14 protein-coding genes and 1 tRNA gene are annotated in these 16270 nt (G+C 63.2%); 3 read left to right on the top strand and 12 right to left on the bottom strand.

Annotated elements, in window-relative coordinates:
• The first annotated feature begins 1 nt into the window (after nucleotide 1).
• Entirely contained in the window at nucleotides 2-658 is a 657-nt protein-coding gene (locus EP237_RS14820) for an SDR family oxidoreductase (RefSeq protein WP_127561675.1), read from the top strand.
• Here the strand turns inward: EP237_RS14820 and EP237_RS23540 are convergent.
• A complete protein-coding gene (locus EP237_RS23540) occupies nucleotides 652-3066 on the bottom strand; it encodes a glycosyltransferase family 2 protein (RefSeq protein WP_240661654.1) in 2415 nt (804 codons plus the stop codon). The two genes, EP237_RS14820 and EP237_RS23540, sit on opposite strands and share 7 nt — an antisense overlap.
• A gap of 355 nt (nucleotides 3067-3421) precedes the next feature.
• Here EP237_RS23540 and EP237_RS14805 point away from each other — a divergent pair, with 355 nt between their 5' ends.
• Nucleotides 3422-3793, top strand: a complete 372-nt coding sequence (locus EP237_RS14805; RefSeq protein WP_127561674.1) for a hypothetical protein — start codon at nucleotides 3422-3424, stop codon at nucleotides 3791-3793.
• A 164-nt stretch (nucleotides 3794-3957) separates the two neighbouring features.
• On the opposite strand, the gene EP237_RS14800 is transcribed toward EP237_RS14805, so the two are convergent.
• The 10 genes from EP237_RS14800 to EP237_RS14755 form a co-directional block, all read right to left on the bottom strand.
• On the bottom strand, nucleotides 3958-4866 hold the full coding sequence (locus EP237_RS14800) for a DUF2927 domain-containing protein (RefSeq protein WP_127561673.1): 909 nt from the start codon (nucleotides 4864-4866) through the stop codon (nucleotides 3958-3960).
• 267 nt (nucleotides 4867-5133) lie between these two features.
• Entirely contained in the window at nucleotides 5134-6879 is a 1746-nt protein-coding gene (locus tag EP237_RS14795; RefSeq protein WP_240661653.1) for an ABC transporter ATP-binding protein, read from the bottom strand.
• On the bottom strand, nucleotides 6872-7606 hold the full coding sequence (locus EP237_RS14790) for a fused DSP-PTPase phosphatase/NAD kinase-like protein (RefSeq protein ID WP_206052307.1): 735 nt from the start codon (nucleotides 7604-7606) through the stop codon (nucleotides 6872-6874). The genes EP237_RS14795 and EP237_RS14790 overlap by 8 nt, the downstream gene beginning before the upstream one ends.
• A gap of 70 nt (nucleotides 7607-7676) precedes the next feature.
• Nucleotides 7677-8609: an AEC family transporter gene (locus EP237_RS14785; RefSeq protein ID WP_127561672.1), complete on the bottom strand. Its 933-nt coding sequence runs from the start codon at nucleotides 8607-8609 to the stop codon at nucleotides 7677-7679.
• Nucleotides 8610-9407 carry an MBL fold metallo-hydrolase gene (locus EP237_RS14780; RefSeq protein WP_127561751.1) on the bottom strand — a complete coding sequence of 266 codons (798 nt, stop codon included), beginning with the start codon at nucleotides 9405-9407 and terminating at the stop codon, nucleotides 8610-8612.
• Nucleotides 9407-10213, bottom strand: coding sequence for a TatD family hydrolase (locus EP237_RS14775; protein ID WP_127561671.1), 807 nt, complete (start codon nucleotides 10211-10213; stop codon nucleotides 9407-9409). Before EP237_RS14775 ends, EP237_RS14780 begins: the two co-directional genes overlap by 1 nt.
• A 34-nt stretch (nucleotides 10214-10247) precedes the next feature.
• Nucleotides 10248-11384, bottom strand: coding sequence for a DNA polymerase III subunit delta' (locus EP237_RS14770; RefSeq protein ID WP_127561670.1), 1137 nt, complete (start codon nucleotides 11382-11384; stop codon nucleotides 10248-10250).
• On the bottom strand, nucleotides 11381-11992 hold the full coding sequence (tmk, locus tag EP237_RS14765) for a dTMP kinase (RefSeq protein WP_127561669.1): 612 nt from the start codon (nucleotides 11990-11992) through the stop codon (nucleotides 11381-11383). Before tmk ends, EP237_RS14770 begins: the two co-directional genes overlap by 4 nt.
• Nucleotides 11992-13158, bottom strand: a complete 1167-nt coding sequence (locus EP237_RS14760) for a D-alanyl-D-alanine carboxypeptidase family protein (RefSeq protein WP_127561668.1) — start codon at nucleotides 13156-13158, stop codon at nucleotides 11992-11994. The genes tmk and EP237_RS14760 overlap by 1 nt, the downstream gene beginning before the upstream one ends.
• An 18-nt stretch (nucleotides 13159-13176) precedes the next feature.
• Nucleotides 13177-14019 carry an SPOR domain-containing protein gene (locus tag EP237_RS14755; RefSeq protein ID WP_240661652.1) on the bottom strand — a complete coding sequence of 281 codons (843 nt, stop codon included), beginning with the start codon at nucleotides 14017-14019 and terminating at the stop codon, nucleotides 13177-13179.
• A gap of 230 nt (nucleotides 14020-14249) precedes the next feature.
• Between EP237_RS14755 and EP237_RS14750 the strand changes: the two genes are divergently transcribed.
• A tRNA-Ser gene (locus EP237_RS14750) sits at nucleotides 14250-14339 on the top strand.
• A gap of 445 nt (nucleotides 14340-14784) precedes the next feature.
• On the opposite strand, the gene EP237_RS14745 is transcribed toward EP237_RS14750, so the two are convergent.
• A protein-coding gene (locus EP237_RS14745) for an IS3 family transposase (RefSeq protein WP_127561666.1) occupies nucleotides 14785-15944 on the bottom strand; the annotation gives its coding sequence in 2 pieces (ribosomal slippage) (nucleotides 14785-15686 and nucleotides 15686-15944; 1161 coding nt in all).
• Nucleotides 15945-16270 lie beyond the last annotated feature (326 nt).

Genomic DNA, 16270 nt, shown 5'->3' with positions numbered 1-16270 from the left:
CATGCGCGCAGTCGTGACCGGGGCGTCCCGTGGCATCGGATTGGAACTGGTCAGGGCACTGTCGGCGCGTGGCGATACGGTTATGGGCACCTGCCGCGATGGTCAGACCCATGGCGTCGGGGCGTGGCATGCACTGGATGTGACCGATCCGGGCTCGGTCGCCGCATTGTCAGACGCGCATCCTGCCCCGGTCGATCTGCTGGTGTGCAACGCGGGCGTGTATCTGGACAAGCTGCACCAGCTTGATGACGGCTTTCCGCCAGAGCTTTGGGCCGAGACCTTTGCCGTCAACGTGACCGGCGTGTTCCTGACGGTTCAGGCGTTGCTGCCGCAACTGCGCGCCGCGTCAGGCGCGAAGATCGCCATCATCGGGTCACAGATGGGCAGCGATACCAAGGCGCCGGGCGGATCGTTCATCTACAGGGCGTCCAAGGCAGCGGCGCTGAATCTGGGCCGCAACCTTGCGGCGGAACTGCTGCCCGAGGGGATTGCCGTGGGCATCTATCATCCCGGATGGGTGCAGACGGACATGGGCGGCACGGCGGCTGATATCACCGTGGCGGAGTCCGCAGCCGGGCTGCTGGCGCGCTTCGACGGCTTGTCTCTGGCCTCGACCGGTTGTTTTCTGACATGGGACGGGCGCGAGCACCCTTACTGAGCGGCCACGTCTGCCGGGCTGTCGCCTTCCACGAAGTCGCGCAGTTCCGGGTCTTCCAGTTGCATTTCGATAGTGCGCAAGGCGCTGTCCAGCGTGGCGCGGTGCAATGCGGCCAGATCGCCATCCTGCAACATCTCGTCCATCCGCCCCTGCAGGTCGCCTGACCGGATCGACGCATCTTCGCAGGAATTGAGATCGAACTTGTCCCAGTAGCCCAGGTCGATGCGGCCTTTGTCCTTGGAGTTTGCGGTGCCGCGCAGGCGCTTGAGCAGAAACTCCTCGCGGCTCTTGATCGCGTAATGGTTCATCTGGGCGAAATCGTAGGCCACGATATCCTTGTTGGACCGCCAGCCACCGCGCAGGTATTTCTCGCCCATGGGTTCACCGCGGGCATTGACCCAAGTCACCTGGTCGGGGTGGATCTCGACCTTCTTTTCAAAGCGCGGACGGTGAACGCCGAAATAGTCGAAACTGGCCGGGCGGAAGAGGGTCTTGAATCCCCAGACCAGCCCGCTTTCAGGGTCTTCGACGCGACAGGCGCGGGTGAAGCGCTGCGTCACCGGCTCGGGCAGCATGTGCCGTTGCCCGCCCGATCCGAAGAGCCGCCAGTTGATCGAAATGGCCTCGGTGGTGTCGGGGCAGGCGTCGATCAGGGCGTCAACGGTGCCGTCGCCCACATGGACATTGAGGAACTCATCCGCATCGGCGATCAGCACCCAGGAGGCGTCGCGCACTGCATCCATCTGGTTGGCGCGGGAATAGGCGCGGCGCTGCGGGTCCATGCGCGGCCCGAGCGGGTTGTCGAAATGATGGACGATCCCCATTGCATCGAGCCGGTTCAGCAGCAGGTTGGTGCCATCGGTGCAGTCGTTGGAAAACAGCACGAAATCGTCAAAGCCCAGGTTGCGGTAATGGGCGATCCATTCCAGCAGATAGGGGCCTTCGTTCTTCATGGTGGAAAGCACCACCTTGCGCCCGTCGCCGGGGAAAGGCTGCGACAGCTTGGGGCGCAGGGCCGGGGCGGCGGGCGTGTCTTCAGGCGTGCTGGCCGGATCCGAGTCAGAAACGGCTGTCCCGGTTTCGTCGATCACCTCTCCGGTCTTGCGGGCCTTCTGGATCAGCGCGATCAGCCGGGCGCGGGTCTCGGGCGCCAGATTGGCGGCGGGCGGCTCCGGCTCGGGCGTCTTGTCCTGTCGTTCGCCGGTTTCCAGATCTACGCCAGTCATCTTCGCCAGCTCCTCCGCATCCGTTGCATCCTGCCGCTTTTCGGCATTTCGGATGCCGGTCGAGCGCGCGATCATCTTGGCAATGGTCTTGTTTGGCACGCCATCGGCCTGCATCTTGCGCACCAGTTCCTGGGTGTCTTTCGGCAGATGCTGAGTGAACAACACCTCGTCCAGCTGATCAATCCGCACCGCGCCCGCCTCTCGCAGGCTTTCGACCCATTCGTCATACTCGCCGGTATGGCGCAGCTGATCGACGCGGGCGGCGTGATAGGCGAGCGCCTTGTCCTGCAACTCGGCCAGTTTGGCGTCCTCCAGCATTTCCGCCATCAGCGCCTTGACCTTGGGCGCATGGCGCGCGGCGCTGACATTGGGTTCCTGTTCGTTGCGGTCGAAGATCGAGAAATAGGAGGCGTTATACTTGTCCTCCTTGTTGTTCACATTGCCGCGCAGGCGCCGCAGCAGATAGGCCTCGTAGCTTTTGACCGCGTAGTGGTTCATCTCGACGAAATCATAGGACAGCGTCGGGCCAGTCGACCGCCAGCCGCTTTTCTTGAAGCTTTCGGTCATCGGCTTGCCGCCGCCATTCATCCATTTCAGCGCCAGAAGCTTCTCGATCTGCCCTTCCTTGGAGGCCTTGTGCTTGATCGAGGGGCGATGGATGCCGAATTTCATGTCGGGGAAGGGCCGCACCATGGATTTGACGCCCCAGCCCTTGCGGAACCTGTCCGGCGCGCCGTGGGTGTAACTTTCGGTCACCAGGCCGGGCCGCCAGTCGAGCACATTGTTGGACCCATAAAAGCGCCAGGTGATCATGATGCCTTCCGTGCCATCGGGCATGGCATCGACCAGTTCCTGAACGGTGCCGTCACCCAGTTTGATGTTGACGAATTCATCGGCATCCATCGTCAGAACCCAGTCGGACTCGCAAATCTCCGGGTTCTTGCCCGCCAGCCAAAGGGCGTGGGGCTGGGGTTTCTTGCCCTTGGGCACCTCGTTGCGGAAATGCTGGCAATAGCCCATCTCCTGCAACCGGATCAGCATGTCGTCGGTGCCGTCCTGACAGTTGTTGGTGTAGACGCAGATGTTGTCGAAGCCGATCAGGTGGTGATAGGCCACCCATTCCAGAAGGCAGTGGCCCTCATCCTTCATCATCGACAGGATCGTATACCTGTGCTTCGGCATGAACTGCCCCCTGGGCGCGTGCCCGTTACTCGTATCCTCATGCCGGGCCATCTGGCGGGACCGGTCATTCGCGTTGTCGCGGATTAAAGCGCATATCGGGCTGAAATGCGAGGGGCAGCGTGTGGTCGGTTCCAATTGAAACCATTTTTCCTGTCACAAGAGGTGGGATGATCACTCTCTCGTGATGAGCAAAAACTTTCCGTCGCGAAAAGTTGTGTGCGTAGATGCGCAGAACTCTCTGCCGGTTTCGCCGTTTTGGTCGGCTGAAACCGGGCCTATCTGCTGTCTCACAAGGCGGGTCGCACCGCCGCCAGAACACCGCAAACAGACATACGACACTCGAAAGGAAAGACCCATGAAAACCCTCGCAATCACCGCATCGCTCGTTGCTGCCCTGTCCGCTCCGGCCTTCGCGAATGATACCCTTGCCGCTTCCGTCGGCGTGGAAGCAGGTCAGTACTCCCTGGCTGAGCTGATCCAGCTGCGCGACGCATTGGAAGGCGATGACCGGGCCGCAGCAGCCTTCATTCTGAATGGGGGTGCAAACCCCGTTGACGGATCGGTTGCCTATGATGCCCGCCTGCGTCAGGCCGAGGAAGATGGCGACTTCGCCATCGCATCCTACCTGCGTAACAGCGGTTCGGAAGTGATCTCGACCCAGAGCTTCGGCGTGAACGAAACCGCCGCCCGCATCTTCGCGGAACTCGCAGCCGCCGACGACAGCTAAGACTTGGGCGGGCCGGATCGGCCTGCCCTGACCGCCCCATCCCTGATTTTCCCCTGTGCCTGATCCGACCCCTCCCCAAGCGGATCACCCATGGATGCGGTGCGGTGGACCGGTCCCGACGCGAAAGCGCCGGGGCCGGTTTACGTTCGTGGAGGCGGAGGCCGTCAGCCGGTGGACAGCACCGTTCGCGCCAGAGCCTCGACATAGTCATCGACGGCTCCTGCGGACATGCCGCAGCGCAGGCTGTCATGGTAGAGCATCCGAAGCAGCAGCTCGTCATGGTGGGTCAGCACGCCGAATTCCTCGTCATCGTTGAAGATGGACGGCCACGCCTCGGGGCTGTCATTGGCAAGCCCCATACCTTGCGCCAGCTCCTCTTCAATACAGGACCGGCGCATCAAAGGCGGGTGTTCGGCACGTACGATCGCGATGGCCTGCTGATAGCCATCGGCAGGATTGGCGCCGGGGATGGCCACGACCATGCAGAACGTATTGGGCCGCATCCGCAGGATCGCCCCTTGCGCTGCGCGGCTGAGCCCCGGCGCGATCTGTTGCAGGACCGAGCGGGCATTGGCGCGTTCCTCGTCATTGAGGATCAACACGTGAAAATTGGGGTTGGACCCAACCACGCGGATCGGGTGCCCGCTGGCCCGTTGCAGCCGTTGCGCCACGCTTTGGACCGTGGACAGGTCACGCTGCTGTTGCGGTCCGCTGACGGACGCGCCGAAATGCACGCCCAGGCGAATGGGCTGTTCCCACCGGCGCAGGGCCGATGCGCCCCCACCCTGAGCCGTGCCGCCACCGCGAAGGGAATATTCCGACCGCATCGCAATCGCCATGAAGTTGCGCGCCAGGGTCTCTGCATCAATGCCGGCGGTCCGTCTTTCCTGCCGCAAGCGCCCCTGCGACACGAGCTGATGTTCCAGCTGCTGGTAGTAACTGGCCAATTGGATGACTGATTGGTGCTGCGCTGATGCAGCCGTCGCCCCAAGGGCGCAGACCGCACAGGCAGCGAGGGAAAGGATCAGTCGGGCAAGCGCGCCCCTTGCGGGCGTGTTGCGGGTAAAGATCATGTCTGTCTCCGGCACATGGGTCGGGAACGGCACCGGCGAGCGATCCGGGCCTTTGATCCACAGTGTTCGGGGGGCTCTGGCGGGCTGTCAACCGCTGCGGAAAAAATGTGAACAGACGCGGTTTGGTCCGGTCACAGCCGGTTCCCGTTAAGGGGTTGGCAATACGCGTGGAATCCGGTTCAGGACGGCCGCCGCTCGTCTGTTCACATTTTCAGGGATTCCCGAAAGGCAAGGGCTGTCACAAACCGGGGAATCGCCTGTTGGCTGTCACAGCGGCGCGGTCACGCCCGCATTTTGCAACTGGTGCAGCCGCGCATAGGCCCCGCCCGCCTGCATCAGCGCCTCGTGATTGCCCTGTTCGACGACGCGACCCTTGTCCATCACGACGATCAGGTCGGCGTCGCGAATGGTGGACAGGCGATGCGCGATCACCAGCGTCGTTCGCCCCTTGGACAGGCGCGAAAGGGCTTCGCCCACCAGTTTTTCGGATTGCGCGTCAAGCGCCGAGGTCGGTTCGTCCAGCAGCAGGATGGGTGCATCGCGCAGCATGGCGCGGGCGATGGTCACACGCTGGCGCTGTCCGCCGGACAGACCGGACCCGCGCGGACCGACGGGCGTGTCCAGCCCGAGGGGCAGGGTCTTGGCGAAGTCCAGAACGGACGCAGCGTCGGCAGCGGCGCGCACCTCTTCATCGCTGGCATCGAGCCGCCCAAGACGAATGTTCTGGGCAATGGTTTCGTCGAACAGCGCCTCGGCCTGTCCCACAAGGGCGATGGAATCGCGCAGGCGTTCCAGATCGGCATCGGTCGTGGTGGTGCCGCCTAGCGTGATCTGCCCCGATACCGGGTCTACAAGGCGCGACAGCAATGCGAAAACGGTGCTTTTCCCCGCGCCCGAAGGCCCGACAAGCGCGGTGGTCTTGCCCTCGGCGGCGGTAAAGCTGAGCCCTTTCAGAACCGGCGTGTCGCCATAGGCGAAATCGACCGCGTCGAACACCACATCGCCGGCGGCCAGCGGTTTGGGGGCAGCGGGCGTCAGAATGGTCGGGCGCGCCTCAAGCACTTCGTAAAGCCGGTCGAGCGAGGCCATGGCGGCCTGCACATTGCCCGCCAGAGCGGACAGCCGCCGCAGCGGGTCGAAGACCAGTGCCAGCGCGGTAAAGAAGGACATGAACTGCCCCACGGTCTTGTCCCCCGACATGATCTGATGCCCGCCATAGATCAGCACCGCCATGAACCCGATGGCAGCGATTATGTCGATCAGCGCCGGGTTGGCGGCCTTGCCCCGTTCAGCCCGCAGCTGCGCGGCAAGGAAGCCGTTCACTTCTCGATCAAAGCGGATGGCCTCGTGGGTCTCCAGCCGGTTGACCTTGATGGATACGATTCCATGAAAGATCTCATCAAGTTGCGTCGAGAGGCGCGAGGCGGCTTCGCGGGCAGCGCGGGTGGTCTTTCGGATCAGCTTTTGCAGGAAGGTCAGCGGGAAGATCAGCAAGGGCACACCCGCAAGCGCCAGCAGCGCCCATTGCCAGTCCGACCAGATCATAACAGCCAGCAGCGAAATGACCGAGATCGTGTCACGCCCGAGCGTCATCAGCGTGGCGCTGGCCAGTCCCTGCAGCGCCAGCGTGTCGCCGCGCACCCGTTCAATCAGCGCGCCCGGCGCGTTGTCCTGAAAGTACCGCGCGTCCAGTCCCAGCAGATGTGCTAGCAGCCGCGATTGCAGATTGGTGGTCACGCGCAGGCCGACAGTGACGATCAGCACCCGTTGCCCGAAGCCGGAAATTGCGCGCAGGACGAAAACGCCCGAGATCGCCATGGCGATCCAGGTGACCGCACCCGCGTCGCCCGCGACGAAGACCTCGTCGAACAGCGGTTGGATCAGGTAGGATATCGCGCCGAGCGACCCGCCTTCGATCACCATCAGCAGGAAGGCCACGACCAGCAGCGGCCAGAACTGCACCACGTGGTCCCGCCAAAGGCGGATCAGCAGGTTTGTCTTGGGCTCATTCACGGCGCAATACCCAGTCCAGCAATCGGTTTCCGCCTCGGGTCTCGGTAAATCGAGCGGTCAGTGTTTCGGGATCATAGACCGTATCGACCCAGTCCAGAAAGCCGATACCGGTCTTGTGGCGGGCGTCCGCGTAGGCGGCAACGAACGCATCCAGAATGCCCGTGCGTGTGAACCGGAAATGCGCGTGTTTCCAAGACAGCTGCCGCGCGGCTTCGTCTGGCCCGGTTCCGTTGGACAGAAGATAAAGCACAGAGGCCAGCCCGGCCCGATCGGCCCCCGATTTGCAATGCATCAGCATCGGCTTTTCGGCCGTCTTCATCAGCGCCAGCGCTGTGTGGATCTCCTCCTGCGTCGGGGCGGTGTTGGAACTCAGCCGACCGTTCAGCAGAGTAATGCCATGGCGGGCACAGGCTTCGACCTCCAGCAGATAGCTGCCCCAATGGTTGACGCCGCGAAAATTCAGGATCGTGCGAATGCCCATATCCGCGAGCGCGGCCACCCGTTCAGGCGAAGGCTGGTTCGACCGCCAGACGCCCGGCGCGATTTCACGGGTATTCGTCCAGAACCGCCGGACGAAACCATGGTCCAGCACATTCATGTCATAGCGCGCGGCCGCGCGCGCCCCGGGGGCATCCAGATCCGCCGACCAACCTGCACGCCACCGGGACAGCGCTGCTCGGCGGCGGGCGCGGCGATTGCGCAGGGCTGTCTTGAGGGCGGGGGTCACGGCGGCAGGGGCCTCGGGCTGTTTCGGGTAGAGGGCTGATTACGCTGGACAGGGCCGTTTCACAAGCGCGTCACGGCAACAGCAATAGCCAGCCGGAGGCCGTCAGCACCGTGGCCGCAGTGCCGATCAGCACCGCAGAGGCCGCAACCCGCCGCGCCGCGCCATACATATTGGCGAAGAGATAGGCGTTGACGCCGGGGGCCATGGACGCGGTCAGGACCGCGCTGCGTAGCTGATCGGTGGTCAGATCGGTGACCAACCGTCCCATGCCAAAGGCAATGGCGGGATGAACCAGCAGCGACAGGCCGCAGACATAGGCAATCACCTTGGCGTCGCCCTCAGGCCGGTAGCGATAAAGAACGCCACCCAGACCGAACAGCGCGGCGGGCAGCGCGGCGCGGATCATCAGGTCGAGCGCGTCGCCCACGACTCCGGGCATTTGAAGGCCGCTCAGATTGGCGGCAAAGCCCAGAAGAATACCGATCATCAGCGCGTTGCTGAACACCGCCTTGCCAACCGTGGTGACCAGCCGCAGCGGATCCCGGCTGGCTGCCGTGGCGATTTCCATCGTCGTGATGCCGAGCACGTAGCAAAACGGCGCATGGATCGCGACAATCGCATAGTTCGGAACCAGCGCGTCAATCCCGTAGGCCCGTTCGGTGATCGGCAGGCCCAGAAGCACCGAATTCGCAAAAAGCGCCACGAAGCCAATGGCGATGCTGTCTGCCATGCTGCGCCCGAACAGAAAGCGCGCGCCAAGAATGCCCAGGACAAAGACGGTCGTGGACCCCGCGTAGTAGGACAGCAGCAGGCGCCAGTCGAAGCCTTGCCCGAGGTCCAGCGTCGAGATCGCGGAAAAGAGCAGGCAAGGGATCGCGAATTTCTGGGTGAAGACCATCAGCCCGTCAACGCCGGCGTCGGAAAACAGCCCGCGCCAGACGGCGATATACCCGGCCCCCAGAACAAGAAAGACCGGCAGCACAATGTCGAGAAGGGCGGTCATTCAGACCTCGTATCTTATCACCAGCCCGTCATGGGCGGGGGTGATATGGTTGGGCGTTTCATCCGCAACGGTTTGGTAGTCGAGGTCGATATGCATATTGGTCAGCACCGCGCGGCGGGGCGCGGCGCGCGCGATCCAGCCCAGGGTCTTGTCCAGATGCGCGTGGCTGGGATGGGGCGTGCGGCGCAGGGCGTCGACGATCCAGCAATCGAGGCCTTGCAGAGCGGGCCAGGTTGCCTCGGGGATATCGGAGACATCGGGCAGATAGGCCAGGTCGCCAATGCGAAACCCCAGGCTGTCGATATTGCCGTGTTCCACCTCGAACGGGGTGAGGCGGATCACGCCGCCGGGTCCGTCGATCTCGATATCGCCGTCGATGGAATAGAGGTCGAGGATTGGGGGATAGGCCGAGCCTTCTGGCTGCACAAAGGCATAGCCAAAGCGGCTGAGCAGGTCGTTCTGCGTAGCCCCATCGGCATAGACCCGGATGCGTTTGCGCATGTTGAAGACGATCATGCGCAGGTCGTCGATGCCGTGCACATGATCCGCATGCCCGTGGGAATAGACCACGCCATGCAGTTCGCCCACGCCCGCATCCAGCAGCTGAGACCGCAGGTCGGGCGAGGTGTCGATCAGCGCGCGGGTGATGCCTGCTTCGCTTTCGCGCTCGATCAGCATCGAACAGCGGCGGCGGCGGTTTTTCGGGTTCTCCGGGTCGCAATCGCCCCAATGCCCGCCAAGCCGGGGCACCCCGCCGGACGATCCGCAGCCCAGAATGGTAAAGCGCAGCTCGGCCATCAGGCGGCTTGCCTCCACTCCTTGGCCTTCCAGAACAGCCGGTCGAAATTGGCGGTGGTCTGGGCGAAGAACTCCGCCTCGGATAGCCCAAAGGTTTCCGCCGCGCGCTTGGCGGTGTGGAAGGTGTAGGCCGGTTCATTGCGCTTACCGCGATAGGGTGGCGGGGCGAGGTAGGGCGCGTCGGTTTCCACAAGGATGCGGTCCACCGGTGCGGCGGCAAAAATATCGCGCAGGTCGGAGGAGCGGGGGAAGGCGGTGATGCCCGACATGGAGAGGTAAAAACCCAGACCAAGCGCCGTTTCCGCTAGTGCGGGCGACGACGTGAAGCAATGCATCACGCAGGTAAACGCGCCTGCCGCGTGCTCTTCCGTCAGGATGCGGGCCATGTCATCATCGGCATCGCGGGAATGGATGATCAGCGGCAGGCCGGTCTGTCGTGCGGCCTCGATATGCAGGCGCAGGCTGACCTGCTGAACCTCTGCACTCTCGGCGGTGTAGTGATAGTCGAGCCCCGTCTCGCCGATGCCCACGAATTTGGGATGTTGCGCCAGCGCCACCAGTTCCTCGACCGTGGCCATGGGTTCATCCGCGGCGCTCATCGGGTGGGTGCCTGCGGCCCAAAACACCGGCGCATGGGCGTCGGCGATGGCCTGAACCTGAGGGACATTGCGCAGCTTGGTGCAGATCGTCACCATCCGGGTTACACCCTGATCAACGGCCCGTTGCACGACCTCTGGCAGTTCCTCGGCAAAATCGGGGAAATCGAGGTGGCAATGGCTGTCGACAATATCCGGCAGGTCACTCATCAAGCGTCGTCCTTTGTGCCTTCCCGTGGATGGATCAGAGGGGCAGGCGCTCGGCGGTGCTGCCAATCCGAAGACACATATCAAGGAGAAGCGCGGCAGGGTCAAGGTTGACCGCCTTGCCGCGCCGGGCACGCGACGTCAGGTCTGCCGACAGGTCAGCCCAGGCCCGGCCTGCCTGCATATTGGGCGCAAGGCGGGTCAGCAGATCGGCCTCGCCGGGCAGGATTTCCTGCGGGGGATGGCCGGTTGCCCCGGTGCGCGCCAGCCGCGACATCATCCGGTCCATCAGATCGAGCGTCAGGTCGAACCGCGCCTCGGCCCCGCGCGCGCCGCCGCTATCAGCAAGTTTGGTCGCGCGGATGCGGTCCATGCGGGGCAGGGTGGCAAACAGCTCCATGATCTCGGCGTAAAGCGTCAGGCCCTCCTGCTGAATGAGCGCCACCGCCTCGCCTGCCGATCCTGCGGCCAGTTCGGCCAGCGCGGTGCTATCCTCCGCCTCGATCCCCGCTTGCAGCAAGGCGCGGCCCATATCCTCCGGCCCGAGCGTGCCAAGCGTCAGGGTTCGGCAGCGGGAGCGAATGGTCGGCAGCAGGCGTGAGGGCTGGTGGGACACCAGCAGAAGTGTGGCGTTCTTCGGCGGCTCCTCCAGCATTTTCAGCAGCGCATTCGCCGCGTTCTGGTTCATTTCCTCGGCGGCATCGACGATGACCACGCGGCGACCGTTTCCTCCTGCGGACAGGCCGAAGAATTCTTTCATCTTGCGGACCTCATCGACCGTGATCCGGGTCTTGAGCCGCTTCTTTTCGTGATCCCAGGGGCGGCGGATCAGGCACAGCCCCGGTTCCGACAGCGCATGAATGCGATGCGCGACGGGGTTCTCGGGCGAGATATCCAGCCGGTCGGGTGCTGGCGGCGTGCCGAACAGCGCGTCGCCGTCATCCATCGGGGTGGCCAGAAGGAACCGGGCGATGCGCCAGGCCAGCGTGGCCTTGCCAATGCCCTTGGGGCCGATGAGCAGCCAGGCATGGTGCATCCGGCCAGAGTTGAAAGCGTCGAGGAAGGCGGCTTCGGCCTTGGCGTGCCCATAGAGGTCATGCGCCTCGCGCGGGTGGGGGGCGCCCTCTGCCCGGTCAGCCTCGGGCAGCGCGTCAGCTTCGCCAAGGGTCTTCATGCGAGCGCAGTCCGAACGACTGCCAACACATCGGCAGCCACGACATCCTGTGACCGGTCGCCCTCAATGACGCGGATGCGCGGGGCGAATTCTTCTGCCAGACCCAGGAAACCCGCACGCATCCGTTCCTGCAATTGCAGCCCGAAATCCTCGAACCTTTCCTCGGTTCCGTTGCGACCCTTGGCGCGGGCCAGCCCCTTGGCCGGGTCCATGTCGATGAGCAATGTCAGGTCCGGTTCGCGCCCGATCATCAGGGAATGCAGCGCATCCACCTGCGCCCGCAGATCGCCCCGCGACAGGCCCTGATACATGCGGGTGCTGTCGGCGAAACGGTCGCAGATCACCACTTTCCCGGCGGCCAGAGCGGGCAGGATCGTGCGTTCCAGGTGGTCGCGGCGCGCGGCGGTAAAAAGCAGGATCTCGGTTTCCGCCGACCAGCGGTCGGGATCACCTTCCAGCACCAGCGAACGGATTTCCTCGGCCCCCGGTGAGCCGCCGGGTTCACGCGTCAGAACCGTGTCGCGGCCCATTGCCCGCAGGGCATCGGACAGCAGGCGCGCCTGAGTGCTCTTGCCCGATCCGTCGATGCCTTCAAGGGATATGAACATCAGCCGGCCAGAGGATCGCCGCCGCCGAAGACCATCTGCATGACCTGTTCGAAGGCGGTGCGCAGCCGCAGCCTGATCCCGGCGGTGCCCACGTCCTGCGTGGCCAGCAATGGCACGCGGCGTTCTTCCATATCTGGCACGCGGATGACCAGTTCACCCAGTTCCTGGCCCGCCACGATAGGGGCCTGAATGGGGCCGGAATAGATGACCTCCGCTTCCATCTCGCTGTCCAGAAGGGCAGGCAGCAGCATGGTGACGCTTTCGGCGGCGGCCATTCCGACGGTCGCGCTTTGGCCAAGGAACACCTCGGCCTGTGCCACCTCGGTACCTTCGGTCACGACCTCGCGCTCGGCAAACTGGCGGAAGGCCCAGTTGACGATGCGTTCACTTTCGCGCGCCCGCGCCTCGGCACTGCCAAGGCCCGAAATGACGAAGGTGACCCTGCGGTTGCCCTGCACGGCGGATCCGACGAGCCCATAGCCCGCCTCTTGCGTATGGCCGGTTTTCAAGCCATCCGCGCCGATCCCGAGCCCAAGCAACGGGTTGCGGTTGAAGCGGTTGTCGGGGGCACGGCCGTCAAAGGCGAATTCGCGGATATTGAAGTAGTGGTAATATTGCGGAAACTCGGTGATCAGACGTTCCGCCAGAATGCCCAGATCGCGGGCGGACATCACGTGGCCCGGCTCCGGCCAGCCATTGGAATTGCGGAAGGTGGAGTTCATCATCCCCAATTGCCGCGCCCGTTGTGTCATCAACTCGGCAAAGCCGTCCTCGGTTCCATCCGGCGAGAGGGCCTCGGCCAGAACCGCCGTCGCGTCGTTGCCCGAGAGCACGATGACCCCAAGGATCAGATCCTCGACGCTGACCCGGTCGCGGGTGTTGAGAAACATGGTCGAGCCGCCGTAATCCATCGCGTGCTGACTGACCGGCAAGAGCGTGTCGAGCGTCAGCCGCCCGTCCTCCAGCGCCTCGAACACCATGTTCAGCGTCATCAGCTTGGACATCGAGGCCGGTGGCAGGGGCACGTCTGCGTTGAGATCCAGCAGAACCTGCCCAGTATTGTGGTCGATCACATAGGCGGCATTGGCCTCGGTCTCGAACGCGGCGGCGGGCAGGGCCAATAGCCCGAGAAGGAAGACGATGACGAGGTGAAGCCGGGCGAACATGAGTCCTCTTTGCACAGGTCAGTTGGTTACGAAATAGGCGTCGGTAAAGCCAAGTCCACGCACGGTTTCGCGCATGCGGTTGCGCTCTGCCGTGGTCTGGGCGGGGCCGATCACGACGCGCCAGAAGGTGCGGCCGCTGCTGGATTGCTCATGCACAATCGGCGAGAGGTCTGCGTCGCGCATCATCTGGGCGGTGCGGTTCGCGTTGGCCTCGACGCTGAAGATGCCGATCTGGATATAGGGCCGGTCCAGGCTGCTGGTCTGCGGGGCAGGGGCCGGGCTGGCAGCCTCGGCTTCCGCTTCATCAATCGCGGCGGCGGCCACGCTGATCGGATCGATGGTCGAGGTTTCGATATCGCCCGCAGGCGCAGTGGCCTCGGCGGCCGGGACGATCTCAGGTTCGGACACTTCCTCGCGCCGCAGCGCGGTCACGTTCAGTTCTGTCGGTGCACCGGCCACCATGTTCAGCGCGGCGGCCGCATCGGACGAGACCTGCAGAACCGGACCCGGGTTATCGCGTTCCCGGCGGAACAGGGCGCCGATGACGAACCGGCCATTGGCCTCGTTGCGGATGATCACCCGCTCCGGGTCAGTGGCATCGGGATGCGCCACCCAGACCCCGCCGAGCGAAGGTCGCCCATCCCAGAGCCCCTGGTCGGTTTCCTGGAAGACCTCGGGCGCTTCCACGTCGCGTTCCACCAGACGGGTGGAGCCAGAACGCTCCGACGTGGCGCTGCCGCCTCCGCCCGCGCCCTGGCCGAAAGGCAGCTGAAACCCGTCCTCGCAGCCCGCAAGCGCAAACACGAGCGCCAGCGCCCCAACAATCCGCACCGGCTGTCCGTAGGCCTTCAGAAAGCTCATCATCTTTCCCCTGCTCTGCCGCCCCATCGCGCCTTATGCCCTGCGCTTGACCCGAGGCGTCGCCGTCCAAGTCGCCGGAACCCGCCCGGCTATTCGCGGCAAGGATACAGCTTCCCCCGCGCGCTGCAAACCCATCCTGGACGCAATCGGCAACATCCTGCGGTTGCTGCGGTTTCAGGGGTACTTTCAGAATCGCAGGAGGGGCGCTAAGGGAAGCTTCCGACCCCCACGGAGGAGTGGCAGAGTGGTCGAATGCACCGGTCTTGAAAACCGGCGTGCGTGAAAGCGTACCGTGGGTTCGAATCCCACCTCCTCCGCCATTTGCCCTCGCGAAACCGTTCTCTGCGTGTGATCTCAGCCGGATTTTCTCGTGTTTTCAAAGGGATTTACGCGTCAGGCTATTCACTCCGATCCCGCCAATTGACCCAAAATCTGTTCTCTCGGCTCTGTATTCTCTGAACCTGATGACTGCGCCGTTTTGGTGTTCAGCTTGTAAGCTATTGGCGATGTTGTGATTTTCTTGACATAGAAAACTGACGTTGACGCCAGTCTCGTTCGACCAGATGGAACTGAAATCTAACGCTTTGGGCCAAATTTTACACTGCACTATTGGGGTATTTCGACGGGGAGGGCGGGATCCGGACCTTGGCTGCGCAAGTGAACGACTCGATCCACTCCAAATATATCGGATATTCGGGCCGGGATAACGCACGGCCTTCTTTGTGGCGGCGCTGCGCGGTGACCTGCCCCCCGAGGCTCCCTCATTCATAACGAGAGTCTGCGGGTCTGGTTTTCATATTCGTCGTCGTTGGTTTGGGCAAGCGCGTCGGGCGCGGAGCCCTCAAACTGCTCAAGCGTCCGACGCGCTTGTGTGGGTGTCTGGTTTCCTAGCGATGAGTGCGGCCTGATGTTGTTGTAGTCGTATCGCCAGAGCGCCAGCTTGCGCCGGGCATCGTCCAGACTGTCAAACATCTCCTCATTCAAGAGCTCGTCGCGCAGGCTGCCGTTGAATGACTCGATGAAGGCATTCTGCTGCGGCTTGCCCGGATCGATGTAGTGCCAATCCACGCCGTTGTCGTTCGCCCATTTCAGGATCGCGCGACTTGTGAACTCCGTCCCGTTGTCGCTGACTATGCTGGCCGGCCTGCCATAGATGCGCACCAGGGCATCCAGTTCCCGCGCCACCCGTGCGCCCGAGATGCTGGTATCGGCCATCAGACACAGGTTTTCGCGGCAGCAATCATCATTCACGGCCAGAATACGGAACCGACGGGATACGCCGAACGTGTCGGACAGGAAGTCGAGCGACCAGCGTTCGCCCGGCCTCAGCGCTTCCGGCATCGGCGTCCGCGAGCCACGGGCCCGTTTGCGACCCCGTCGTCGCCTGACGCCCAGCTTCTCCTCCGTGTAGAGCCGGTAGAGCTTCTTGTGGTTCATGATCATCCCCTTGCGGTCCAGCATCACGCCGATCCGCCGGTAGCCGAACCGACGGCGCTTGGCTGCGACGGCCTTCATCTCCTTCCTGATCTCAGGATTGTCGGGCGGGCGTTCGCGCCTAACAGTTTTGGGGGCGACACCAACGAGCCTGCACGCTCGGCGTTGCGAGATGTCATGATCCCGCATCGCCCTGAGCGCTGCCTCTCGCCGCTCATTCGGCGTCGTCAGTGCTTTCCCAGCAGGTCTTTTAGCACCACGTTGTCGAGCATAGTGTCAGCCAGAAGGCGTTTCAGCTTGGCGTTCTCGTCTTCCAGCGCCCTCAGCTTGGCGACGTCGGACACCTCCATGCCGCCATACTTCGACTTGTATTTGTAGAACGTGCCCTGGCTGAGGCCATGCTTGCGGCACACCTCCGCTGTTGGCATCCCGGCTTCCTGTTCTTTGATCATTCCGATGATCTGCGCCTCTGTGAAACGGCTCTTTCGCATTCGTTTGTTCCTTGGAAAGGTTGAGCAAACTCTACATCAGAACGAGGGAAGTTTCGGGGGGCAGGTCAGCGGCTCTGAACCAAGCTGCAGCATTGGCAAACCGTTTCCCAATCTGAAAAAAATGGGTGCGAAACTGTTCAACCCAATGCTGGCGCCTGGATATGTCGACTGACCAATCGTCACGAACACTCGGCCATCCATCCTTAGATCAGCCTGGAAACGGTGTCGGAGTTTGAATCCATCATCTGCACATGCGGATTCCCCTATTGGCCCAATTTCAGGCGGTCGAGTGTTTTCACTTTGCATCCTCTTTAGTGCACAAACTT

Source organism: Nioella ostreopsis (assembly GCF_004000255.1).
Classification (GTDB): domain Bacteria; phylum Pseudomonadota; class Alphaproteobacteria; order Rhodobacterales; family Rhodobacteraceae; genus Nioella; species Nioella ostreopsis.
This window is presented reverse-complemented; position numbering and strand designations above follow the sequence as displayed.

Coding starts and splice junctions, on each gene's coding strand:
- EP237_RS14820 (WP_127561675.1), top strand. CDS start 2: ATGCGCGCAGTCGTGACCGGGGCGTCCCGTGGCATCGGATTGGAACTG.
- EP237_RS23540 (WP_240661654.1), bottom strand. CDS start 3,066: ATGCCGAAGCACAGGTATACGATCCTGTCGATGATGAAGGATGAGGGC.
- EP237_RS14805 (WP_127561674.1), top strand. CDS start 3,422: ATGAAAACCCTCGCAATCACCGCATCGCTCGTTGCTGCCCTGTCCGCT.
- EP237_RS14800 (WP_127561673.1), bottom strand. CDS start 4,866: ATGATCTTTACCCGCAACACGCCCGCAAGGGGCGCGCTTGCCCGACTG.
- EP237_RS14785 (WP_127561672.1), bottom strand. CDS start 8,609: ATGACCGCCCTTCTCGACATTGTGCTGCCGGTCTTTCTTGTTCTGGGG.
- EP237_RS14780 (WP_127561751.1), bottom strand. CDS start 9,407: ATGGCCGAGCTGCGCTTTACCATTCTGGGCTGCGGATCGTCCGGCGGG.
- EP237_RS14775 (WP_127561671.1), bottom strand. CDS start 10,213: ATGAGTGACCTGCCGGATATTGTCGACAGCCATTGCCACCTCGATTTC.
- EP237_RS14770 (WP_127561670.1), bottom strand. CDS start 11,384: ATGAAGACCCTTGGCGAAGCTGACGCGCTGCCCGAGGCTGACCGGGCA.
- tmk (WP_127561669.1), bottom strand. CDS start 11,992: ATGTTCATATCCCTTGAAGGCATCGACGGATCGGGCAAGAGCACTCAG.
- EP237_RS14760 (WP_127561668.1), bottom strand. CDS start 13,158: ATGTTCGCCCGGCTTCACCTCGTCATCGTCTTCCTTCTCGGGCTATTG.
- EP237_RS14755 (WP_240661652.1), bottom strand. CDS start 14,019: ATGAGCTTTCTGAAGGCCTACGGACAGCCGGTGCGGATTGTTGGGGCG.